22 protein-coding genes are annotated in these 22901 nt (G+C 71.9%); 7 read left to right on the top strand and 15 right to left on the bottom strand.

Annotation, left to right across the window (positions count from 1 at the left end; all coding sequences use genetic code 11):
• Positions 1-549: 549 nt before the first annotated feature.
• Positions 550-1842 (bottom strand): tyrosine--tRNA ligase, encoded by a 1293-nt coding sequence (gene tyrS, locus ADK66_RS14230; protein WP_053655525.1) that lies wholly within the window; start codon positions 1840-1842, stop codon positions 550-552.
• Positions 1843-1946: 104 nt separating this feature from the next.
• Here tyrS and ADK66_RS14225 point away from each other — a divergent pair, with 104 nt between their 5' ends.
• Positions 1947-2330: a PaaI family thioesterase gene (locus tag ADK66_RS14225; RefSeq protein WP_082377443.1), complete on the top strand. Its 384-nt coding sequence runs from the start codon at positions 1947-1949 to the stop codon at positions 2328-2330.
• A 4-nt stretch (positions 2331-2334) separates the two neighbouring features.
• On the opposite strand, the gene ADK66_RS14220 is transcribed toward ADK66_RS14225, so the two are convergent.
• The 5 genes from ADK66_RS14220 to ADK66_RS14200 form a co-directional block, all read right to left on the bottom strand.
• Positions 2335-3666, bottom strand: a complete 1332-nt coding sequence (locus ADK66_RS14220; protein WP_053655515.1) for a hemolysin family protein — start codon at positions 3664-3666, stop codon at positions 2335-2337.
• A gap of 127 nt (positions 3667-3793) precedes the next feature.
• Positions 3794-4435, bottom strand: a complete 642-nt coding sequence (locus ADK66_RS14215; protein WP_053655514.1) for a hypothetical protein — start codon at positions 4433-4435, stop codon at positions 3794-3796.
• 9 nt (positions 4436-4444) lie between these two features.
• Positions 4445-4945 carry a GNAT family N-acetyltransferase gene (locus ADK66_RS14210; protein WP_053655524.1) on the bottom strand — a complete coding sequence of 167 codons (501 nt, stop codon included), beginning with the start codon at positions 4943-4945 and terminating at the stop codon, positions 4445-4447.
• 105 nt (positions 4946-5050) lie between these two features.
• The gene (locus ADK66_RS14205; RefSeq protein WP_157552462.1) at positions 5051-6523 is read right to left on the bottom strand and encodes a serine hydrolase; all 1473 of its coding nucleotides are present in this window, start codon (positions 6521-6523) and stop codon (positions 5051-5053) included.
• Positions 6524-6599: 76 nt separating this feature from the next.
• Positions 6600-7112 carry a helix-turn-helix transcriptional regulator gene (locus ADK66_RS14200; RefSeq protein ID WP_231640030.1) on the bottom strand — a complete coding sequence of 171 codons (513 nt, stop codon included), beginning with the start codon at positions 7110-7112 and terminating at the stop codon, positions 6600-6602.
• A 178-nt stretch (positions 7113-7290) separates the two neighbouring features.
• Here ADK66_RS14200 and ADK66_RS14195 point away from each other — a divergent pair, with 178 nt between their 5' ends.
• The 3 genes from ADK66_RS14195 to ADK66_RS14185 all read left to right on the top strand — a co-directional run bounded on the left by ADK66_RS14195 (position 7291) and on the right by ADK66_RS14185 (position 12017).
• Entirely contained in the window at positions 7291-9906 is a 2616-nt protein-coding gene (locus tag ADK66_RS14195) for a cation-transporting P-type ATPase (protein WP_053655512.1), read from the top strand.
• A 153-nt stretch (positions 9907-10059) separates the two neighbouring features.
• Positions 10060-10941, top strand: a complete 882-nt coding sequence (locus tag ADK66_RS14190; protein ID WP_053655511.1) for a universal stress protein — start codon at positions 10060-10062, stop codon at positions 10939-10941.
• Positions 10942-11141: 200 nt separating this feature from the next.
• Positions 11142-12017 (top strand): universal stress protein, encoded by an 876-nt coding sequence (locus ADK66_RS14185; RefSeq protein ID WP_053655510.1) that lies wholly within the window; start codon positions 11142-11144, stop codon positions 12015-12017.
• Here the strand turns inward: ADK66_RS14185 and ADK66_RS14180 are convergent.
• The 3 genes from ADK66_RS14180 to ADK66_RS14170 form a co-directional block, all read right to left on the bottom strand.
• Entirely contained in the window at positions 12014-12649 is a 636-nt protein-coding gene (locus ADK66_RS14180; protein WP_053655509.1) for an FMN reductase, read from the bottom strand. The two genes, ADK66_RS14185 and ADK66_RS14180, sit on opposite strands and share 4 nt — an antisense overlap.
• Positions 12646-13785: an LLM class flavin-dependent oxidoreductase gene (locus ADK66_RS14175; protein ID WP_053655522.1), complete on the bottom strand. Its 1140-nt coding sequence runs from the start codon at positions 13783-13785 to the stop codon at positions 12646-12648. The genes ADK66_RS14180 and ADK66_RS14175 overlap by 4 nt, the downstream gene beginning before the upstream one ends.
• A gap of 292 nt (positions 13786-14077) precedes the next feature.
• Complete coding sequence (locus ADK66_RS14170) at positions 14078-14542, bottom strand: DUF4878 domain-containing protein (protein ID WP_157552459.1); 465 nt, start codon at positions 14540-14542, stop codon at positions 14078-14080.
• A 258-nt stretch (positions 14543-14800) separates the two neighbouring features.
• Between ADK66_RS14170 and ADK66_RS30735 the strand changes: the two genes are divergently transcribed.
• The 3 genes from ADK66_RS30735 to ADK66_RS14160 all read left to right on the top strand — a co-directional run bounded on the left by ADK66_RS30735 (position 14801) and on the right by ADK66_RS14160 (position 16432).
• The gene (locus ADK66_RS30735; protein WP_082377439.1) at positions 14801-15430 is read left to right on the top strand and encodes a DNA-3-methyladenine glycosylase; all 630 of its coding nucleotides are present in this window, start codon (positions 14801-14803) and stop codon (positions 15428-15430) included.
• A gap of 124 nt (positions 15431-15554) precedes the next feature.
• Entirely contained in the window at positions 15555-15995 is a 441-nt protein-coding gene (locus ADK66_RS14165) for a hypothetical protein (RefSeq protein WP_053655507.1), read from the top strand.
• Between the two features lie 83 nt (positions 15996-16078).
• A complete protein-coding gene (locus tag ADK66_RS14160; protein WP_053655506.1) occupies positions 16079-16432 on the top strand; it encodes an MmcQ/YjbR family DNA-binding protein in 354 nt (117 codons plus the stop codon).
• Positions 16433-16478: 46 nt separating this feature from the next.
• On the opposite strand, the gene argH is transcribed toward ADK66_RS14160, so the two are convergent.
• The 6 genes from argH to argB are packed head-to-tail and all read right to left on the bottom strand — an operon-like array spanning position 16479 to position 22821.
• On the bottom strand, positions 16479-17942 hold the full coding sequence (gene argH, locus ADK66_RS14155) for an argininosuccinate lyase (protein WP_053655505.1): 1464 nt from the start codon (positions 17940-17942) through the stop codon (positions 16479-16481).
• A 17-nt stretch (positions 17943-17959) separates the two neighbouring features.
• Positions 17960-19162 (bottom strand): argininosuccinate synthase, encoded by a 1203-nt coding sequence (locus ADK66_RS14150; protein WP_053655504.1) that lies wholly within the window; start codon positions 19160-19162, stop codon positions 17960-17962.
• Positions 19159-19671, bottom strand: a complete 513-nt coding sequence (locus ADK66_RS14145) for an arginine repressor (RefSeq protein ID WP_053655503.1) — start codon at positions 19669-19671, stop codon at positions 19159-19161. The genes ADK66_RS14150 and ADK66_RS14145 overlap by 4 nt, the downstream gene beginning before the upstream one ends.
• Positions 19668-20660, bottom strand: a complete 993-nt coding sequence (gene argF / locus ADK66_RS14140; protein ID WP_053655502.1) for an ornithine carbamoyltransferase — start codon at positions 20658-20660, stop codon at positions 19668-19670. Before argF ends, ADK66_RS14145 begins: the two co-directional genes overlap by 4 nt.
• Positions 20657-21919 (bottom strand): acetylornithine transaminase, encoded by a 1263-nt coding sequence (locus tag ADK66_RS14135; RefSeq protein WP_053655501.1) that lies wholly within the window; start codon positions 21917-21919, stop codon positions 20657-20659. Before ADK66_RS14135 ends, argF begins: the two co-directional genes overlap by 4 nt.
• Positions 21916-22821 (bottom strand): acetylglutamate kinase, encoded by a 906-nt coding sequence (gene argB, locus ADK66_RS14130; protein WP_053655500.1) that lies wholly within the window; start codon positions 22819-22821, stop codon positions 21916-21918. Before argB ends, ADK66_RS14135 begins: the two co-directional genes overlap by 4 nt.
• Positions 22822-22901: the final 80 nt, after the last annotated feature.

The raw sequence follows: 22901 nt of genomic DNA, 5'->3' as shown, positions 1-22901 counted from the left end.
AAATCATAATTGGCACTGGCTTTACAAAGCACCCTGTTGAGTTCTCAAAGAACAACCACACACCGACCAGAAACCCGAAGGCTTCCTCGCGGGGCTTTTACCGCTCTGCGCTCCAGCACTTTCCAGCGCCAGGCACTTTTACTACGTTACCCGCAGGTTTCTGCCGTGTCAAACCGGTGTTTCGCGGTTCGTCGTGCTTCATCCCGTGTTGCGGGCGCCATGTCTCAACCGGCTTGCGCCGCCCTCGTCATGGGTTTCGACAGGCCGGCCGTAGCGGTTTCCCGCTCACTCGCCCGTTTCCCTGCCGACTGCCTACCTTACCCGGTCGGTCTCGCCGCACCAAATCCGCCTCGCGGCGAACCGTTGGGCACCACCCGGCACCAGATCCAAGAGGCAGAGCCTCTCCGACCCGATGGTCTTCCCGCGCTCCGGCCTTGCAGGCTTTCGCCTGTTTCGTCCGTTCCGCGCTGGCAGAGAGAAAGTTACGCGTCCGGCGGGATGATCGTCAAATCCGCCGGACGCGTCCCCCGTCACACCGTCGACAGCCGACTATCCGCCCAGCTCAACGCCCGCGAAGGAGCGCTTACCGCGGCGCAGCACCAGGTATCGCCCGTGCAGCAGGTCGGTCGGCGACACGGCGGCGTCCACTTCGGTCACCCGGTTGTTGTTGACGTAGGCGCCGCCCTCGGCGATCACCCGGCGGGCCTCCTTGAGACCGCTGACGAGGCCGGACTCCCGCAGCAGACCCGCCACGTCCGGTAGGTCGCCGGAGAGTTGCACCAGCCCGGCCTCGGCCAGTGCCGCGCGCAGCGTCTCCGGGGCCAGGTCTTCGAGCGACCCGCGACCGAACAGCGCCTGGCTGGCGGCGATCGCCTGTCGGGTCTCCTCGGCGCCGTGCACAAGCGTGGTCAGCTCCTCGGCGAGCGCGCGCTGCGCCAGCCGGGCGGCAGGTCGTTCCGCCGTCGCCTGTGCCAACTCCTCCAGCTCGGCACGCGACCGGAAGCTGAAGTACCGCAGGTAGCGGTCCACCTCCTGGTCCTCGACGTTGAGCCAGAACTGGTAGAACGCGTACGGACTGGTCATCGCGGGGTCGAGCCAGACCGCGCCGCCCTCGGTCTTGCCGAACTTGGTGCCGTCGGACTTTGTGACAAGCGGGGTGGTGAACGCCTGCACCGGCCCCGCGCCACGCCGGCGTACGTAGTCGACGCCGGCGGTGATGTTGCCCCACTGGTCGGAGCCGCCGAACTGGAGCTGGCAACCGTGCCGGCGGTGCAGCTCGAAGAAGTCGTTGGCCTGCAACAGCTGGTAGCTGAACTCGGTGAAGCTGATGCCGGTCTCCAGGCGGGCCCGCACCACCTCCCGCGCCAGCATCTTGTTGACGGGGAAATGCTTGCCCACGTCGCGCAGGAACTCGACCACCGACATCTCGCCGGTCCAGTCGAGGTTGTTGACCAGCTGCGCCGCGTTCTCACCGGTGTACGACACGAACGGCGCGAGCTGGTCGCGGATGCGCTCGACCCAGCCGGCGATCACCTCGGGCGGGTTGAGCGTCCGCTCGGCGGTCTCCTTCGGGTCACCGATCTGCCCGGTCGCCCCGCCGACGAGCAGCAACGGCCGGTGGCCGGCGAGTTGCAGCCGACGGGCCATGGTGACCTGCATGAGGTGGCCGATGTGCAGGCTCGGCGCGGTGGGGTCGAATCCCACGTAATAGGTGGCGGCACTCCCACCGTCGAGCAGCTCGCGTAGCTCGTCGAGGCCGGTCGAGTCCTGGATCAGGCCCCGCCAGAGCAGGTCATCGGTCAGGGAGGCCCGCCCGGAGGGCGGGAGGCTGCTGTCGGTCACGGTCACCGATTCTCCCCCATCGTCGGCGCGGACCCGTACCGGGTTTCGGGCAACCCGACCCCCGTTACGCTTGCGCATTGTTGATCGAGGGGGTTTCCGTGGAGATGGTGGACCTGACCGGTGGGCTTGTGGCCCTGCTCGGCCTGAAGTTCGAGGAGGCGACAGCCGATCGGGTGGTGATCAGCTGGCAGGTCCGGCCGGAGCTGTACCAGCCGTTCGGGATCCAGCACGGCGGCGTGTACTGCTCGGTGGTGGAGACCGCGGCCAGTGTCGGCGGCGGGCTGTGGCTGGCGGACCGGGGCAGGGTGGTGGGGGTGTCGAACCAGACCGACTTCCTGCGGGCGGTCCGCGACGGCGAGCTGCGGGCGGTCGGCACTCCTGTGCACCGGGGCCGCAGCCAGCAGCTCTGGCAGGTGGAGATCACCGACGCCGACGAGCGGCTGGTCGCCCGTGGTCAGGTCCGGCTGCAGAACCTCTCCAACGACTGAGCGGTCAGCTGCGGGCCTCGTCCAGCACCGGCTCGGCGTCGCTGTCAGCGTCGGTGTCGACCTCGTCGGGGACCCGGCTCACGCGTACCTCGGTGATGGCCCTGTGGTCGATGCCGGCCACCGTGAGCACCCACCCGTCCAGGGTGACGTCCTCCCCGGCGACGGTGGGGATGTGCCCGAGGTGGGTCAGCACCAGGCCGGCGACGGTCGTGTAGTCACCGACCGGCCGGGACGGCAGTTCGACGCCGATGTCCGGCAGGTCGTGGACCGGGAAGGTGCCGGGCAGCAGCAGCGCGCCGTCCGGGTCGCGGCGTACCGAGAAGCCGTCCCGGTCGGTCTCGTCGTAGATCTCCCCGACGATCTCCTCCAGGATGTCCTCAAGCGTCACGATCCCGTCGACGGCGCCGCGCTCGTCCACGACAAGCGCTATGTGCTGGCGCTCGGCCTTGAACTGGCGCAGCGCGTCCACCACGGGCAGCGAGTCCGGCAGGAGCATCGGAGGCCGGGCGATCTCGTCGATCGGGCGGTCGTCGGGCACACCCACAAGGTCACGCAGGTGGATCACGCCGGCGGTGTCGTCCAGGCCGCCGTGGCGCACCACCGGCGCCCGGGAGTGCCCGGTGGCGGCCAGGACCAGCCGCGCGGCCTCCGCCGTGGTCCCGCTGTCGAGCGTGAAGACCTGCAACCGGGGTACGAGCACAGCCCGCAGCCGCCGGTCGGCGATCTCCACGGCGCCGGCGATGATGGTGCGCTGTTCCTTGGTGAAGCCGTGGTTGCCGGCGACGATGTCCCGCAGTTCGTCCGGGCCGATCTCGTCCGGCTCGTGTTTCGGGTTGAGCCCGACCAGTCGGACCACCAGGTCGCTTGTCGCGCCGAGCGCCCAGACGGCCGGGCGGGTGAAGGTGGCGAGCAGGTCGAGCGGGCGGGCCACGAGCAGCGCCCAGCGCTCGGCCGACTGCATGGCGATCCGCTTGGGAGCCAGCTCGCCGAAGACCAGGGTGACGAAGGTCAGCACGAGGGTGACCGCCACGATCGCTGCCGTCTCGGCGGCGCTGCCGAACATCCCGAGCAGGGGCACGAGGGGCTTGGCCAGCGAAACCGCCGCCGCTGCCGAGGCCAGGAAGCCAGCCAGGGTGATGCCGATCTGGATGGTGGCCAGGAAGCGGTTCGGGTCCTTCGCCAGCCGGGCCAGCACCCGCCCGGCCCTGCTGGTGCGCTCCAACCGCTGGATCTGGCTGTCCCGCAGCGACACCAACGCCATCTCACTGCCTGCGAAGAGTGCGTTGATGACGATCAGAATTCCGACCAGGGCCAGTTGGCTCCCGTAGCTCTGCACGCCGCGTTCGCTCCCTCTCCGGTGGTGGCACCGGCGGTCCGCGCGGCGCCCGCCGGTCGGTGATCCCCGCCCGGCGTACGCGTGTCTGTGCCCCGTCGGACGCCTGACGAATCCTGCCGGCGCGACGCTACGCGGATCCGGTGACCGGCGCGGCGGGAAGGTCCAGGACGTACGAGTCGCCCTCCGGGCGGAAGCCGAGCCGGTGGTAGTAGGGGGCGACCATGCCGGGCGGGCTGATGACCCGGTGGAAACCCCGTTCGGTGAAGAGGCGACTGCGCCGGTAGACGAACTCGCCGGGGGTGAAGTCGCGGAACTTCGGGGTGACGTAGTCCAGGTCGATCTGGGCGACCCCGTGCGCCCCGGCGTGCGACAGCACCACGCCGACGACCTCGTCGGCGGTGACCACGAGGAACGCCGAGCGGTTCGCGGCGGTCGGGTCCCAGTGGAAGTCGGGGTTGAACCGGGCGATGTCCGGCCCGTGCACCCGCAGCGTGTGGGCCAGGAACTGGTCGCCGACGCCGACCTCCACCACCTGGTAGGTCTGCTCGTCGTGGCGGGTGGCGAGCATCGCCCGCAGGTACCAGATGTTGATCACCGCGAGCACGATGTTGAGACCCACCATGGGCCAGACCTCGATGGCGGCGTTGTAGCCGATCAGCACCACGCAGCCGACGAGGTTGAGGGCGCGCAGCCGCAGGACGCGCGACTGAAGTAGTGACCAGACCAGCACCGCGGAGCCGGCCCAGCCGACCAGATCCAACCAGTTCACCCCGCGAGACTAGTGCCCGCCCAGGCCAGGCCCCTCGGTGGGCAGTTCGAGCAGCCACTCCTGCACCTCGGCGCCGCGGCCGTTGGCGTACCCCGAGTCCTCGCCGACCACGACGAAGCCGCACTTGCGCAGCACCGCGAGCGAGGCGGCGTTGTCCTTGGCGGCGCGGGCGTACACCGGTCGAGGCAACTCGCGCAGCAGGGCGGTGAGGGCCGCCGTGGCGTGACCCCGGCCCCACCGGGCCCTGTCGATCCAGTAGCTGACCTCGGTGCGGTCGCCCACCGGAAAGGCGGTGACGTGGCCGACGACCTCGCCGTCGACCTCGATGGTGCGGACCACGTTCGCCGGGTCGGTGAGCACCCGCGCCCAGTGCCTGGCGAACTCCCGGTGGTCGGACGGGTCCTCGGGGCCGAACGCGGCCATCCGGTTGGCCTCCGGGTCCTGCTGGTGCAGGAAGAACTCCACGAGGTCGTCCTCGCGGACCGGGCGCAGCCGCACGTCGAAGGTCATCGGACGAGGGTACGTAGCAGGGGTGACAGTCTGAGCCGGCCGTAGCTGCTCCGACGGCCGGTCGCTCACGGTGGTGACCCGCACGGCCGGCCGCATGCGGTGCGCTCAGGCGATCACGGCCGCCACAGCCAACGCGGCGGCGCACAGGGAACTCGCCACCGACAGCAGGCGACGCCAGGGCACCCGCGCGTCGACCGCCGGCAGGGCACGCCACCGGGTCGCCGCCAGGGCCACCGCCGCCGCCGACAGACCCGCCCCGAGCGGCCACAGCCAGGCGGGCACCAGGGACCAGTCCCCCAGTCGGTGCCCGAGGCCGAGGTAGGCGAACGCCCACACCGTGGAAGCCAGCAGGGTCACGCGGTCCAGTTCACGTCGGCGGGCGGTGCCGAACAGGGAGAGGCCGCCGACGAAGGTGAAGGCCACCGCGAGACCGGCGCCGATCCACAGTGGCAGCGCCGGTGTCGCCGCCTCGGCGTCTTCCTGCGCCACTCCGAGCAGTCGCAGACCGACCGCCTCGACGCCCTTGTCGGTGTTGGCGAGCACCACCACCGCCCGGCCGGTGGCGCGCTCGAAGCCGACGTAGGAGCGGAACCCGCCGGTCCCGCCGTTGTGCCAGACGATCTCGCGGTCGCCGTGGCGGGTAGTGAACCACCCGTACCCGATGCGGGTGTCGTCGTCGCTGCGGAAGCGGGCGGTGGCAGCGTCGGCGCCCGGTGCGGTGCCGGCGAGGGTGGCCGCGACCAGGCGGGCCAGGTCCTCGGCTGTGGACCAGGGGCCGACGCCGGCTGCGGCGTACCCGGCTCCCCACCAGGGGTCGGACGGCCGCCCACCGGCCCGACTTCCGTGGGCGCGGTCGGCCGGCAGGTCGTCGGCCCCGGTGGCGACCACGGTCGCGGTCATTCCGAGGGGTCGCAGCAGCCGTGCCTCCAGCAGATCGGGGTACGTCGCGCCGGCCTTCGCGGCGAGCGCCTGGCCGAGAACCGACGGGCCGACGTTGGAGTAGTGCACCTCGCCGCGCCCGTCGCCGGGGGTGGCCCTGTCGGCGATGTTCCGGACGCCGTGGACGTCCTGCCCGGCGTAGGGGTTGCCGCCGGAGACGTTGGACCAGAGGACGCGCGCCCAGCCCAGCGCGGAGCCGGCGGCCAGCCGAGGCAGGCCGGCCCGGTGGCTGGACAGCTCGGCCAGCGTGACGTCGCGGGCGGGGCCGGTGACCGTGGGCCACGTGTCGCCGAGCCGATCGTCGGGGCGCACGACACCGGCGGCGGCCTGGTCGGCGAGGAGCATTCCGGTTAGGACCTTGGTGACCGACCCGATCTCGAACGCGGTGCGGGTCTCGACGGGCCGGCCGTCGGGGTCCCGGTCGCCCAGGCCGGCGGTGCGGATCCGCCCGTTCTCGACCAGGGCGACGGCGAGCCCGCGGTGCCCCTTCGGGTCGGGCACGGCCGCCCGGGCGGTGCGAGCGAGGTCGGGGTCGCCGGTCACCTGTGCGCCGAGACGCGGGACGCGGGGCATCAGCGCGGCCCCGACGAGGCCGGCGGCGAGCGCCACGACGAGTGCGGTGACGACTGTTCTCCGCATGCTGTTCCTTCGGTCGGAGGGGGTGGCCACCTGGCGGTGGCTCGACGATCGAGGGCTGCGACGGGCGTGGGCCGGCTCATCGGCCGGCGGCGGCGAGGATGGCCAGAAGCGGCACCACGCGTTCGGCGGGAACGGCGTACCGGCCTCGGCCGACGCTGCGCAGCCAACCGGCGGCGGTGAGCTGGCGTAGGTGGTGGTGGAGCTGGCCGGTGGTGCCCAACTCCTCGATCTCGGCCAGTTCGCCGGTGCCCTGCCGGCCGCCGAGAACCTCCCGCAACAGCCGGAGCCGCACCCCGTGGGCCAGCGCGGACAGGGTGGCGGCCAGCTCCGTCCAGTCGCCGTCGAGCAGATCATCGACGGTGCGCCCGTACTGCCAGTCGTAGTGCTGGTCGGCGACGCGGACGGTGCCGGTGTAGAGGACGGCGCCCGTGCCGTCGGACGGCAGGCGCTGCTTGAGGCCGTCGAGAGCCCAGAAGGTGCCCTCGGGTGCGGATGGTGTGTCCGGCGGGGCGGGTGTCGACGTCAGGAGCTCGGTCAGGGCGGCGACCTGCGCCTCAAGCGCGGTGAGTCGCTCTTCGATGCGCGTCACGCGTCGATAATACGAACATACGTATTTTCGTGCAAGCGGCGTTTCGCAGCGCGGCTCGACACGGGCCGTTGGTCCCGGGTCCAGCGGGCGCAACGCCCCTGCCTCCCCGGAGCCCACCGCGCGAAGGTGGGTGGGGATGGCGTGCCTTCGACACGCCGCGCGAGGTAGGGAGCTCACGGTGGCCAAGACCGGCGTACCGGTCCGAACGCTGGAGGCAACGGTCGGCGTGCCCACCCCGGGAGGGCTCGATTCGGCGGAGGCCGCCGCCCGGCTGCGGGCGAACGGACCCAACGCGGTGGCGCCGCCACCGCGCCGGCATGTGGTCCTTCGGGTCCTGCGCCAGCTCACCGACCCACTGGTCGCGTTGCTGCTCGCCGCGGCAGTGGTCACCACCGCGCTCGGCGACTACCCGGACACCGCAGTGATCCTCCTGGTCGTGCTGGTGAACACGGTCATCGGGTTGGTACAGGAGATCCGCGCGGACCGGGCCATCGCGGCGCTGGGCCAACTCGCCGCCCCCGCCGCCCGGGTGGTGCGCGACGGCCGCGACCAGGCCGTCCCGGCCGCCGACCTGGTGCACGGCGATCTGGTCCGGATCGAGGCCGGCGACATCGTGCCCGCGGATCTGCTGCTGGTCGAGGCCAACCGGCTGCAACTGGACGAATCCGCGTTGAGCGGTGAGTCCGTGCCGGTGGGGCGCACCGCCGGTCAGGAAGCGTTGGCCGGGACTGTCGTCACCACCGGACGCGCCGACGGCACGGTGATCCGGACGGGGCCGGCGAGCGCGCTGGGCCGGATCAGCACACTTGTGGCGGGCACCCGGCCGAGCGCGACACCGTTGCAGCGCCGGCTCTCGTCCCTGGGCCGCACACTCGGTCTGATCGCTGTCGCGCTGTCTGGGCTGGTCTTCGCGATCGGGGTGATCGGCGGCCGACCGGTCGTGGAAATGGCCGTCACGGCGGTGAGCCTTGTCGTCGCGGCGGTGCCCGAGTCGCTGCCGGCGGTGGTGACCCTGGCGTTGGCGCTGGGCGCACGCCGGATGGCCGCCGCGAAGGCCATCCCGCGCCGCCTGCACGCGGTGGAGACCCTCGGCTCGGTGACCGTGATCGCCTCCGACAAGACCGGAACCCTCACCGAGGGCCGGATGGCGGTGCAGCAGGTCGTCACCACCGACGGGGCGCGTTACCAGGTCACCGGCAGCGGGTACGCCCCGCACGGCGCCGTACACCGGGATGGTGCCGAGGTGGCCGTACCGGAGGATCTGCGCCGGCTGGCGCGGGCCGGGCTGCTCTGCAACGACGCCGCCCTGTCACCTCCGGACGACGAGCGACAGGACTGGGGTGCCGTGGGCGACCCGCTCGAAGCGGCGCTCGTCGCCTTCGCCGCGCGGGCCGGCCTCGACCCGCAGACCACCCGCAGCGCCTGGCCACGGGTAGCCGAGCACCCCTTCGACCAGGCGCAACGCCGGATGGTCACCGTGCACCAGTCCTGCGACCAGCGCTACCTCGTGGTCTGCAAGGGCGCCCCGGAGAGTGTTCTCGACCCCGCGCTGCTCGACGCCACCGACGACGAGATCGCCGCGCTGACCAGCGGCGCCCACCAACTCGCCGGCGAAGGACTGCGGGTCCTCGCCGTGGCCGCCGCCCTGGTGGACACCGTGCCGGACCTCGCCGCGCCGACCGGCCTGCGCCCGCTGGGGCTGACCGCCGTCGGTGACCCGCTGCGCGCGGCCGCTCCGGAGATCGCCGACAGTCTCGACGCCGCCGGGGTACGTCTGCTGCTGATCACCGGTGACCACCCCGCCACCGCCGCCGCGATCGGCTCCCAGCTGGGCCTGTGGCGCGATGGTGACCCTCTGGCCCGTGGCGACGACGACTCCACGCCGACGCATCCGGACACCCGGGTCTTCGCCCGGACACAGCCGGAACAGAAGCTCGACATCATCGCCGACCTGCAGTCCCGTGGCCACGTGGTGGCGATGACAGGCGACGGGGTCAACGACGCACCCGCGCTGCGCCGCGCCGACATCGGGGTGGCGATGGGCGGCGGCACCGAGGTCGCTCGGCAGGCCGCCGACCTGGTCCTCGTCGACGACGACCTGTCCACCGTCACCACAGCGATCGGCGAGGGCCGGCGCATCTACGACAACATCCGCCGGTTCCTGCGGTACGCCCTCTCCGGTGGAGTCGCCGAGATCCTGGTGATGCTTGTCGGCCCGCTGTTCGGCCTGGCAGTGCCACTGCAACCCGCGCAGATCCTCTGGGTGAACCTGCTGACCCACGGGGTGCCCGGTGTGGCTCTCGGCGCGGAACCGGCCGAACCCGGCACGCTGCGTCGAGCGCCCCGCTCGCCGCAGGAGTCGGTGCTCGGTGCCGGTCTGGGCCGGGACGTCCTGTTCACCGGCGCGTTGATCGCCGCCGTCGTGCTCGGCGCCGGCGTGGTCGCCGCCGCCCGGGACCTGCCCTGGCAGTCAGTGGTCTTCGTGGTGCTCGGCCTGGCCCAGCTCGGCGTGGCGCTGGCGGTCCGGGCTCCCCGGCCTGCGGGCACGCGGCGCGGCAACCCCGGCCTGCTCGTCGCGGTCGCCGTGTCGGCGCTGCTCCAGGTCGGCGGAGTTCTGCTCCCCCCGCTGCGCGAGCTGCTCGACACCGAGCCGCTGACACCGGCAGTGCTGCTGGCCTGCGCGGCGGTCAGCGCCCTGCCCGGCCTGGTGCTGCGGCTGACCCGCCGCCGTCCGACACCGCCGTCGGCACCGTCCGACGGCGCAGTGGACGCCGCCGTCGGGCGGTCGCACTAGGCGGATGTCGGGCCGCCGTCGCCGGCACGCGGACGCCTTCTGGGGCGGTCGCGGGCCGGCGACGGGACCAATGGCCCCCGGCCTCCTGCCCTCCTGCCCTGATCATCGGGCCGACGCCGTAGGAGAATGGAACTCGAACGAAGGAGGAACGTGATGACCAAGCGATCCGGTGCCCCCGTGGTGGTGGCTGTTGACGGTTCGACATCAGCGCTGGAGGCGGTGCGGGTCGCCGCCCGCGAGGCCTCGACGCGAGGCCGGGCGCTGCGGGTGGTGCACGCGTTCATCTGGCCGCTCTACGAGGTGCCGCTGACGCCGGCACCGGGCGCTCCCGCCGACGCCGGGTTCCGCGCCCAGGCCGACAAGCTTGTCGCCGAAGCGGTGACCGAAGCCACCAAGGTCGCTCCGGACCTCACCGTCACCGGCGCCGTGATCGACGGCGCCGCCACGCCGGTGCTGCTTGCCGAGGCGCGGGACGCGAAGCTGTTGGTGCTCGGCAGCCGGGGCCTGGGCGGGTTCGGCGGGCTGCTGCTCGGCTCGGTGGCGGTGCAGGTCTCCGCCCGCGCCGACTGCCCGGTGCTCGTGGTCAAGGGTGAGGCCCGCGCCGACGGGCCGGTCGTGGTCGGGGTCGACGGCTCGACGCTGTCCGCCGAGGCGCTGGGCTTCGCGTACGAGGCCGCCTCGTTGCGGGGCACCAACCTGGTCGCCGTGCACGGCTGGACCATCCCCGTCCCGCCGAGCGACCTCCTGCCGCTGGGGTACGACGTGCAGGCGCTCGCCGCCGAAGAGGAGCGCGTGCTCGCCCAGGCGCTCGCCGGCTGGTCCGAGCAGTACCCGGACGTGCACGTACGGCGGCGCGTGGCGTACGGCGCACCCGCGCGCCTGCTCGTGGAGGAGTCGGCCGGGGCGCAGCTCACAGTTGTCGGGGCACGGGGCCGGGGCGCGCTGGCCGGCGTGCTGCTCGGCTCGGTGAGCCACGCGGTGCTGCACCACTCGCAGAGCCCGGTGGCTGTCATCCGGCAGAGCAAGAAGAACTGACGTCGCGTTGTCCGCGCCGGCCGCACCAGGGCCGGCGCGGACCCTGTCCGGTGCGCGCGTCGGCGCGGGCAGAGCCGTGCCGGTGATCGGTGCCGGCTGGTTCGTGCCGGTGATCGGTTCGGCTGGTTCGTGCCGGCGCGTTCGGCGGCGTGGCCGGGGCGCACCGCCGACAATGAGCTGACCGACCCTGGGAGAGCCTGATGAACCGACCTGTCGTGGCAGGCGTGGACGGATCGCCGTCAAGCCTCGTCGCCGCGGAGCACGCCGCCCGCGCCGCCCTGCTCCGGTCCCGGCCACTGCTGCTGGTGCACGGCTACCTGCACCCCCTCGGCTACGGCGTGCCGCTCAACCCGTACGACCTCGGGGTGCCGGCACCGTCGGCCGAGGCGCAGAAGATGCTTGAGCGTACGGCGGCGGACCTCGCCGACCGGTGGCCCGGCCTCACCGTCGAGGTGCGCCAGGTCGCCGGTGGACCCGGCGCCACGATGATCGAGGAGTCCCGCCAGGCCGACCTGGTCGTGGTGGGCAGTCGAGGACTGGGCGGGTTCGTCGGGCTGCTGCTCGGCTCGGTGGGCGCGCAGGTGGCCGCGCACGCGCACTGCCCGGTGCTCGTGGTCCGCCCCGACGAGCAGCCCATCGACATGGACGCGCCGGTGCTTGTCGGCGTGGACGGCTCCGAGGCGTCCCGACTCGCCGCCGGCTACGGCGCGGCCGAGGCGACGCTACGGAAGGTGCCGCTGGTGCTTGTGCACGTCGGCCCGCCCGGCGAGGACCGCGCCACGCCGGAGGAGGTCGAGGAGTCGCAGGCCGCGTACCAGGCCGAGGCGGTGCGGCTGCTCGCCGATGCGTCCGCCGCCGTCCGCGCCGAGTATCCCGACCTGGTGGTACGGGAGCATCCGGTCCGGGCGGCCGGCGCGGCCCAGGGGCTCATCGAGGCCAGCGGCACGGCGTCGTTGCTGGTCGTGGGCACCCGGGGCCGGCACGGGTTCACCGGCCTGCTGCTCGGCTCGGTCAGCCAGGCGGTGATCCAGCACGCGCACTGCCCCGTGCTCGTCGCGCATCGGTACCCGGCCTAGGTGACCGGGGCGTCGTCACCTCTGCCGAGCATCTGCAGGAAGTCGGTGGTGAGGGCGAACGGGTCGGCCGGGCCGCTGGCGGGCGGCCGCAGCTCCACCTGGTCGGCCAACTCTCCGGCGGCGCGCCCGATCCGGCCCCGCAGGGCGCCGTCGGCGGCGCCACCGGACCAGTCCTCCGGCGCGGCGAAGACCGATGTGGGGACCACCACCGCCCGCAGATAGCTGAACATCGGGCGGATGGCGTGCTCCAGCGCCAGCGAGTGCCGTGCGGTGCCGCCGGTGGCCCCGATCAGCACCGGCCGGCCGACGAGCGACTCGGCCTCCAGCACGTCGAAGAAGGACTTGAACAGCCCGTTGTACGACGCGTTGAAGATCGGCGTGACGGCGATGAGCCCGTCGGACCCGGTCACCGCGTCGACGGCCTCGCGCAGCGCGGTCGGTGGAAACCCGGTGAGCATGTTGTTCACCACGTCGTGGGCGTACTCCCGCAGGTCGACGACGCGCAGCTGCACTGTGTTGCCGCGCCGGACCAGCTCGTCGCGGGTGGCCGCGGCGAGCTGGTCGGCGAGCAGCCGGGTGGACGAGGGCTGGCTCAGCCCCGCGGAGACCACGGCCACTGTGCGCTGGGTCATCGGGCCACCTCGGGCGCCTTGCCGGTGACGTCGTCGACGGCGTGCACCGTGCTGTCCGCGCCGCCGCCGGCAGTGGCGACAAGCGAGGCGTGCGTGGGCGCGTCCGGCACGTGCGCCGGGCGCAGCGACTCGAACTCCTTGCGCAGCACCGGCACGACCTCCTCGCCGAGCAGGTCGAGCTGCTCCAGCACCGTCTTCAGCGGCAGTCCCGCGTGGTCCAGCAGGAACAGTTGGCGCTGGTAGTCGCCGACGTATTCGCGGAAGCCCAGCGTGCGGTCGATGACCTGCTGCGGGCTGCCCACTGTCAGCGGGGTCTCCCTGGTGAACTCCTCAAGCGACGGCCCGTGTCCGTAGACCGGGGCGTTGTCGAAGTACGGCCGGAACTCCCGGACCGCGTCCTGCGAGTTGCGGCGCATGAAGACCTGCCCGCCGAGGCCGACGATGGCCTGGTCGGCGGTGCCGTGGCCGTAGTGCGCGTACCGCTCGCGGTAGAGCCCGACCATCCGCTGGGTGTGCTCCTTGGGCCAGAAGATGTGGTTGGCGAAGAAGCCGTCACCGTAGTAGGCGGCCTGCTCGGCGATCTCCGGGCTGCGGATCGAGCCGTGCCAGACGAACGGCGGTACGCCGTCGAGCGGGCGCGGCGTCGAGGTGAACGACTGCAACGGCGTGCGGTAGCGGCCCTTCCAGTCGACCACGTCCTCGCGCCACAGCCGGCGCAGCAGGTCGTAGTTCTCGATCGCGAGGGGGATGCCGGCGCGGATGTCCTTGCCGAACCACGGGTAGACCGGGCCGGTGTTGCCACGGCCCATCATGAGGTCGACCCGACCGTCGGCCAGGTGCTGGAGCATCGCGTAGTCCTCGGCGATCTTCACCGGGTCGTTCGTGGTGATCAGCGTGGTCGCTGTGGACAGCAGCAGCCGCTCGGTGCGGGCCGCGATGTAGCCGAGCATGGTGGTCGGTGACGACGGCACGAACGGCGGGTTGTGGTGCTCGCCGGTGGCGAACACGTCGAGCCCGACCTCTTCGGCCTTGAGCGCGATGGCCACCATCGCCTTGATCCGCTCATGCTCGGTCGGCTCCCGACCGGTGGTCGGATCGACAGTGACATCGCCGACGGTGAAGACTCCGAACTGCATGACCAGCTCCTCGCGTGTCAAACCGGACCCGGTGGTGACCCGGATGCTGCCGTCAACATACTTGACGAGTCAACTATTCCATCGGCCGCCACCGCCGAGGACGGCGGCAGGGTCGTGCGCGCCCGTCACGCCGACCCGAGGACCTGCCACCCGGGTTCCCCTGCCACACCGAGTCCCGGACGACAGCCAGGCCGCAGGTAGCGAGCACGCCCAGGGCGACGAGCCTGATACGGGGCCACGGCACGTCCTCAGTCCGCTTGATGCCGACTGCGGCTACCGCCGCACCTCCGGGTCACTCCGGGCAGATCCGCCACTCGTCGCCCTCCTTGACCATGGGATAGATGAAGCCCTGGGTGCTGCCGGTGGTCCGGGTCACCATCGCCATCACCGTCCCGCTGACCGCACCGTTGCGGTTGGAGACCTTCGCGTTGGTGATCCGGTAGCTGGCAATCTTCGGCAGGCCCGCCTCCTCCCGGATGTACGCCTCCTCGGTGACCTGACGCCGCTCCCGCGCGCAGAGGCGCCGGTATGCCTCCGCGTGGTTGCCGGCACGGGTGTCGTCCAGGTAACCGGCGACGGCCTCCCTGGCCGGCCCGGTCGCCTCCTTGATGGTGTTGTAGAACCAGAAGCCGCCACCGACACCACCGATGCAGCAGACCAGCAGTACCGCTGCCACCACGGTCACCACGATCTTGATCGTCCGGTTGTTCTTCGGCGGCGGAGGGTTGGGCATGGCGTACGTCGGGGGATAGCTCACCCCGGCAGGGTAGGCGCCCTCGTCCACGCCATGGACCAGGCCACCTGCCCGTCAGCCGGGCTGCCAGTCATGCAGGCCGAGTGCGGGGCTGATCAGTTCGGCGAGCGGGTTGATCTGGAACATCTCGATGCCGGTGGGGCCGGTCGCCTCTGCCCGCGCAACTCATCCGATTGAGGAGCGGGCATGCCAGCGTCAGCAGAAAGCACCTGCCGATGGCGCCTTGTTCTCTGTGCGGGGACCTTCTGCTTTCCTTGAAGGGTGACGTACGCCTGGCTCGACGCTCCCGCGACCGCGGTCGCCGATACCGCCCGCCTGCTCCTCGGCTGGCTGGCGGTCGCCAACGGCGTCACCATCAGGATCACTGAGACCGAGGCATATGCGGGACTGGGCGGCGACCCCGCAAGCCACGCCCATCGAGGGCGAACCTCACGTAACGCGGCAATGTTCGGCCCGGCTGGCCACCTTTACCTCTACCGCATTTACGGATTGCACACCTGCGCCAATGTGACGTGCGGACCTGAGGGGCAGCCCGCGGCAGTTCTCCTGCGCGCGGGGCAGGTCGTGTGCGGCGCCGACCTTGCCCGCTCGCGGCGGCCTGCGGCAAAGCGCGATGTCGATCTTGCTTCGGGACCGGCGCGCCTCGTCGAGGCGCTTGGCTTGCAGCTCACGGCCTATGGCACATCGGTGGTTGATGGCACCGGCCCGCTGACGTTGTATCCCCCGACTGAGCCAGCTCCGGACGAGCGTGTCGTGGCTGGTCCTCGCGTTGGCGTGACCGCTGCGCACGATCTGGCGTGGCGATTTTGGATCGCCGGCGACCCGACCGTCAGCGCCTACCGTCGTCACGTCCCGCGTAGCAGCGAGAAGAATCTTGAAAGTATGGCTTGACCCTACTTGCGGTGAGGTCGTCCGGCAGAGGCTGCGTGAGCCGAGCGGCACCAGCCGCCGACCGACCACCCTCAGGTTTAAACGACTTGTTGACAAGACGGCGTTCATGGGGTGTGCTCGGGACATGACGATCGACGACCCGTTCACCGCGCCCGATCCAGCCCGCGCCCGCGCCCACCGCAGCCACGAGGCGCTGCATCGGATCAGCGAGCGGCACGCCGGCACCGCCGACCAGCGGGGACGCTGGGCACACCCGTCAGTGCTCGACCCGTGGGAGGCGGTCGCCCTGGTCACCGCGCTGGCCGCCGGCGGAGCGCAGCGGGAGCCGGCGGAGGAGCCTGTCGACACCGCCGACCTGACCGCCGCGCTGACGCTGCTGCCGTACGTACGCGCCGAACTCGACGCGCTGGAGGCCGGGCTGCTGACTCTGGCCCGCGACCGGGGGCTGACCTGGCAGTCCATCGCGTACGGACTGGGGCTGGGCAGCGCGCAGGCCGCCCGGCAGCGCTACGAGCGGGTCGCCGCCCGGTCGGCCGAGCAGACCGCACCGCGACAAGAGGGCTGACCGGCACGCCGGCCGGCGAGGGCGGCACGCCGCTGACGCTCGGACGGGCACACTGTGCGCACGACGAATCCGGGAGGAGCTTCATGGACCGCGCGGAGATGCTGGCGTACTGCCTGGCCAAGCCGGGGGCGTGGCTGGACCGGCCGTGGGAGAACGACGAGGTGGTGAAGGTCGGCAGCCGGATCTTCGCGTTCCTCGGCAACGGCGACGGCCAGCCGACGGTCGGTCTGAAGTGCGGCGCGACACGCGAGATCGCCGACGAGTGGCTGCACCGCCACCCCGACGATGCCCGTCCGATGGCCTACATCGGCCGGTCCGGGTGGAACACGCTGCAACTCGACGGCGGAATCGACGCCGACGAGCTGACCGAGGCCGTCGACTCGTCGTACGACATGGTGGTGGCGAAGCTCCCGAAGCGCGAGCGCCCGACGGCCTGAGCCGGCCGCGGCGCCGGAAGCGGGAAGCTCCGGCGCCACGGCGAGGTCAGCGGGGGACGACCCGCTCGGTGGCCCAGTCCCGCCAGCCGGCCACCCGGTCCGCCGCAGCGGCGAGCTGGTCGGCGACCGGGCCGGGGCCGGTCGAGCCGGGAGTGGTCCGGGCGGCGAGCGCCGAGCGGACCGACAGCACGTCGCGCACCGACGGATCGAGGTGCTCGCTGACGGCTGCCAGGTCGGCGTCGGAGACCTCCTCCAGCTCGCACTCGCGGACCGCGCAGAGCGCCACCAGACGGCCGGTGATCTCGTGCGCGTCGCGGAACGGCACGTTGCGCCGGACCAGCCAGTCGGCGACCTCCGTGGCGAGCGAGAACCCGACCGGCGCGGCGGCGACAAGGCGATCCACCCGGACCGTCATCGTCGAGATCATTCCCGCCAGGGCCGGCAGCAGCAGCTCCAAGGTGTCGACAGCGTCGAAGGCCGGCTCCTTGTCCTCCTGCATGTCCCGGTCGTAGGTCATCGGCAGGCCCTTGAGCATCGTCAGCACCGTCATCAGGCCACCGACAAGCCGGCCGGACTTGCCCCGGGCCAGCTCGGCGATGTCCGCGTTCTTCTTCTGCGGCATGATCGACGAACCGGTCGCGAAGGCGTCGTCCAGCTCCACCCACCCGAACTCGTGCGAGGTCCAGAGCACCACCTCCTCACCGAGACGGGACAGGTGCACCCCGATCATCGCGGTGGTGAAGAGGAACTCGGCCACGAAGTCCCGGTCGGCCACCGCGTCCATCGAGTTGGCGAACGACGTGCGGAAACCCAGCTCCTTGGCCACCGCCACCGGGTCCAGCGGAAGGCCGGAACCGGCAAGCGCACCCGCGCCGAGCGGGCTGATCGCCGCCCGGTGGTCCCAGTCGTGCAACCGCTCCAGGTCGCGCAGCAGCGGCTGCACGTGCGCCAGCAGCCAGTGCCCGAACGTGACCGGCTGGGCGTGCTGGAGGTGGGTCATACCGGGGGCGGCGGTGTCGATGTGCCGCTCCGCCTGCTCGATGAGCGCCTCCGCCAGCTCGACCAGCCGGCTCGCCACGCCCCGGGCGTGATCGCGCAGGTAGAGCCGCAGGTCCGTGGCCACCTGGTCGTTGCGGGACCGGCCCGCGCGCAGCTTGCCGCCGAGGCTGCCGAGCCGCTCCAACAGGCCCCGCTCCAGCGCGGTGTGCACGTCCTCGTCGTCGACGGTGGGACGGAACGCCCCCGAGGCGCACGCCGCCTCCAGATCGTCCAGGGCCGCCAGGATCCGACCCAACTCCTCCGGGTCGAGGAGGCCGGCGCCGGCAAGCACCCGGGCATGCGCCCGGGAACCCGCGATGTCGTACGGGGCCAGCCGCCAGTCGAACTGCACGCTCACCGACAGGCGGGCGAGCGCCTCAGCGGGGCCACCGGCGAACCGGCCACCCCACAGGCTTGTCCGATTGGTGGCCGCGCTGTTCTCGGTCAAGCTCTTGTCGTCCACCCCGCCCATTGTGGTCCCCATGCTCGTCACCCGCCCAGCCGGGCGTCACGCGCCGCGGCCATTCCACTCGGCAGCCCCCAAAGCTGCACGAAACCCTTCGCCAGGGACTGGTCGAACGTGTCCCCGGTGTCGTACGTGGCCAGCCCGAAGTCGTACAGGCTCGCCTCGGAGCGCCGGCCGGTCACCGTGGCACGACCGCCGTGCAGCGTCATGCGCACCTCGCCGCTCACGTGCCGCTGCGCGTCGTCGATGAACGCGTCAAGCGAGTCCTTCAGCGGCGAGAACCACAGGCCGTCGTAGACCAGCTCACCCCACCGCTGGTCGACGCCCTTCTTGAACCGGGCCAGGTCCCGCTCCACTGTCACCGCCTCCAACTCCTGGTGGGCGGTGATCAAAGCGATGGCGCCGGGCGCCTCGTACACCTCGCGGCTCTTGATGCCGACGAGGCGGTCCTCGACCATGTCGAGCCGGCCCACGCCGTGCGCGCCGGCGCGGCGGTTCAGCTCCCGGATCGCCTGGTACGGGGTGACGGTCTCGCCGTCGAGTGCCACCGGCACGCCACCGTCGAAGGTGATCACGACCTCGTCCGGGTCGCGGCTCTGCGCCGGGTCCTCGGTGTACGAGTAGAGGTCCTCGATCGGGGCGTTCCAGATGTCCTCCAGGAAGCCCGTCTCCACGGCGCGGCCCCACAGGTTCTGGTCGATCGAGTACGGGGACTTGGCCGACACGTCGATCGGCAGGCCCTTCTCCTCGGCGAACGCGATGGCCTTGTCGCGCGTCCACGCGAAGTCCCGCGCCGGGGCGATGATCTTCAGGTCGGGGGCGAGCGCGTTCAGGCCCACCTCGAACCGGACCTGGTCGTTGCCCTTGCCGGTGCAGCCGTGCGACACGATCGTGCCGCCGTGCTGACGCGCCGCCGCCACCAGGTGCTTGACGATCAGCGGCCGGGACAGCGCCGAGACCAGCGGGTAGCGGTCCATGTAGAGGGCATTCGCCCGGATCGCCGGCACACAGTATTCGGCGGCGAACTCGTCGCGCGCGTCGACCACCTCGGCCTCGGCGGCGCCGCAGTCGAGCGCCCGCTGCCGAATCGCGTCGAGGTCCTCACCGCCCTGCCCGACGTCGACCGCCACAGCGATCACCTCGGCGCCGGTCTGCTCGGCCAGATAGGGAATGGCAACGGAGGTGTCCAACCCTCCGGAGTACGCGAGGACGACCCGCTCGGTCATGCTGTGTTCCCTTCCACGGTGTCGTCCCGGCGGGCCCAACCGCTGAGCTTCTCACCGAGCGCGGCCCCGCCTGAGGCCTCGCGGGCCACGACGAGGATGGTGTCGTCGCCGGCGATGGTGCCGACGATCTCGGGCAGACCCGCCCGGTCCAACGCGCTGGCCAGGTACTGGGCCGCGCCCGGCGGGGTACGCAGCACGGCGATGTTGCCGCTGGAGTCGACGCCGTTGAGCAGTTCGCGCAGCAGCCGCACCAGGCGGGCCGGAGCGGCCTCGGCGTCGCGCAGCGGCCGGTGGCCGTCCTCGGGGATCAGGTAGACGGCGGGGCCGTCGCCGCCGCGCACCTTGACCGCGCCCAGCTCCTCCAGGTCCCGCGAGAGGGTGGCCTGGGTGACACCGACCCCGTCGGCGGCGAGCAGGTCGGCCAGCTCGGTCTGCGAACGGACGGCCCGGTCGCGGATCAGCTCCACGATGCGGGCGTGCCGGGCTGCGCGGGTCAGCGGGGCGGTCACCGCGTCATCCCGGTCGCGCTGGTCACGGCGGCATCGGTGTCGGCGGCCGCCTTGTCGGCGGCGTTCGCGTTCGCGTTCAGGAGGAACGTCAGGAGCGCCTTCTGGGCGTGCAGCCGGTTCTCCGCCTGGTCGAAGACCGCGCTCTGCGGCCCGTCGAGCACCTCGTCGGTGATCTCCTCGCCACGGTGCGCGGGCAGGCAGTGCAGCACGACGGCGTCCGGCGCGGCCTGGCCGAGTAGTTCCTTGTTCACCTGGTACGGCAGGAACGGGGTGATCCGGTCCAACCCGTCGGCCTCCTGCCCCATCGACGTCCACGTGTCGGTGGCCACCACGTCGGCGTCGCGTACCGCCTGGACCGGGTCGGTCAGGACCCGCACCGACCCGCCGGTGCCGACGGCGATCTCCGCCGCCCGCGCCACGACGTCCGGATCCGGGACGAAACCCTCCGGCCCGGCGATCCGCACGTGCATCCCGGCCATCGCACCGGCCAACAGGTACGACTGCGCCATGTTGTTCGCGCCGTCCCCCACGTAGGTCAGGGTGCGGCCAGCGGTGCCACCACACCGCTCGCGGATGGTGAGCAGGTCGGCAAGCAACTGGCAGGGGTGGAAACCGTCGGTGAGCGCGTTCACCACCGGGACGCTCGCCCCCGCCGCTACCTCGGCGATCCGGTCGTCGCCGTGGGTACGCAGCACGATCGCGACGACGTAGCGGGACAACACCCGCCCGGCGTCGATGAGGGTCTCGCCCCGGCCGAAGTGGGTGACCTGGGTGTCCACGACGAGCGGATGCCCGCCCAACTCGGCGATGCCGACGTCGAACGAGAACCGCGTCCGCAGGCTCTGCTTGTCGAAGAGCACCGCCACCGAACGCGGGCCGGCAAGCGGCCGGTGGCCGAACCGGTCGGCCTTCATCCGCGCCGCCAGGTCCAGCACAGTGGACTGCTCGGCGGGCGAAATGTCGTCGTCGCGCAGGAAGTGCCGGATCATGCGGTCGTCCCCGTACTGGTCGTGGTGGGTGAGGTCAGCGGCGCCGGAATCCCGGGCGTCTCGGACCCCGGTCGGGCCGGGTCCGCGCCGGTCGGCGTCGCCGCGGCCAGGGCGGCGGGCAGGGCAGCCACGAAGGCGTCGGCCTGGTCGGCCGTGAGGATCAGCGGCGGTACGAGCCGCAGCACGCCCGGCTGCACCGGGTTGGCCAGGAAGCCGGCCTCCCGCAGCGACGCGGCGAGCGCCGCCGCCACCGGCGCGGTGAGCACCACACCGAGCAGCAACCCGGCCCCGCGTACGTCGCCGACAAGCGGATGCCCCAGCGCCTCGATCCCCCGGCGCAGCCGCTCCCCCACCCGCTTGACGTGGTCGAGCAGCCCTTCATGGGCGATTGTCGACACCACGGCGAGCGCGGCGGCGCAGCTGACCGGGTTGCCACCGAAGGTCGTACCGTGCGAGCCGGGGGTGAGCAGGTCGGCGGCCCGGCCGAAGGCGAGCGTGGCGCCGAGCGGCAGGCCTCCACCGAGCCCCTTGGCCAGGGTGATCACGTCCGGCTCCACGCCCTCGGCCTGGTGGGCGAACCAGTGGCCGGTACGCCCGATGCCGGTCTGCACCTCGTCGAGCACCAGCAGCGCGCCGTGCCGGTCGGTGATCCGCCGGGCCGCGGTGAGATAGCCGGCCGGCGGAACCACCACACCGTTCTCGCCCTGGATCGGCTCCAGGATCACCATCGCGGTGGCGTCGGTGACCGCAGCTTCGAGAGCGGCCACGTCGCCGTAGTCGACGTGGGTCACGTCACCGGGCAGCGGCCGGAACGGATCGGCCTTGGCCGGCTGCCCGGTCAACGCGAGGGCGCCCATGGTGCGGCCGTGGAACCCGCCGTTGGTGGCCACCACGTGACTGCGCCCGGTGCGCCGGGAGATTTTGAACGCGGCCTCGTTCGCCTCCGCGCCCGAATTGGCGAAGAACACCCGGCCCGATCGACCGGCGAGCGCCAGCAGCAGCTCCGCGAGAGCGACAGGCGGCTCGGCGATGTAGAGGTTGGAGACGTGCCCGAGGGTGGCGACCTGCTTCGACACGGCGGCCACCACCGCCGGGTGGGCGTGCCCGAGCGCGTTCACAGCGATCCCGCCGACCAGATCCAGATATTCCCGGCCGGCGTCGTCGACCACCACGGCACCCGAGCCGGACACCAGCGCCAGCGGCGGCGTGCCGTAGTTGTCCATCATCGACTGCGTCCAGCGTTGCGCCAGGCTGCTCATGCTCCGCCCGTCCCGTCTTCCGGCACCACCATCGTTCCGAACCCTTCCGAGGTGAAGACCTCCAGCAGAGTGGAGTGCGCCACCCGGCCGTCGACGACGTGCGCCGCGGGCACTCCCCCACGGACCGCTCGCAGACACGCCTCCATCTTCGGCACCATCCCCGACTCCAGGCTGGGCAGCAGCTTGGCCAGGTCGTCCGCGGCGATCTCCGAGATCAGGCTCGTGGTGTCCGGCCAGTCGGCGTACAGGCCCGCCACGTCGGTGAGCACGACGAGCTTGCGGGCCTGCAGCGCGATCGCCAGCGCGGCGGCGGCGGTGTCCGCGTTGAGGTTGTGCAGCACCCCGTCGACGTCCGGCGCCACAGTGGAGATCACCGGAATCCGGCCCGCCTCGATGAGGTCGGTCACCGCCGACACGTCGACCGACTCGACGTCCCCGACCTGACCCACGTCGACAGGCAGCCCATCCACGTACGCCGGGCGGCGCACCGCCGTGAACAGCCGGGCGTCCTCACCGGAGAGGCCCACAGCGAACGGGCCATGCGAGTTGATCAACCCGACCAGCTCGCGGCCGACCTGCCCGACGAGCACCATTCGGACCACGTCCATCGCCTCGGCGGTGGTCACCCGCAGGCCACCGCGGAATTCGCTGGCGATGCCCAACCGGCCCAGCATGGCGGAGATCTGCGGACCACCGCCGTGCACCACCACAGGCTTGAGACCGGCGTAGCGCAGAAAAACCATGTCGGCGGCGAACGCCTGCTGCAACGCGGGGTCGGTCATGGCGTTGCCGCCGTACTTGATGACCACAGTGGAGCCGGAGAAGCGCGCCAGCCACGGCAACGCCTCGATGAGCGTCTCCGCCTTGACCTGGGCGCGGGTGAGATCGGTGCTGAGACTCACCGGGCCAGCCTTTCGTTCGCGACTGCGGGACTCCGCTGCGCTGCGTTCCTCGCGCTCACCGAGCCTGCCTTTTCGTTCGC

Origin of the sequence: Micromonospora sp. NRRL B-16802, from assembly GCF_001279555.1 — a bacterium.
Lineage (GTDB): Bacteria > Actinomycetota > Actinomycetes > Mycobacteriales > Micromonosporaceae > Micromonospora > Micromonospora profundi.
The sequence above is the reverse complement of the archived record's forward strand: the minus strand, read 5'-3'. Positions and strand labels throughout refer to the sequence as shown.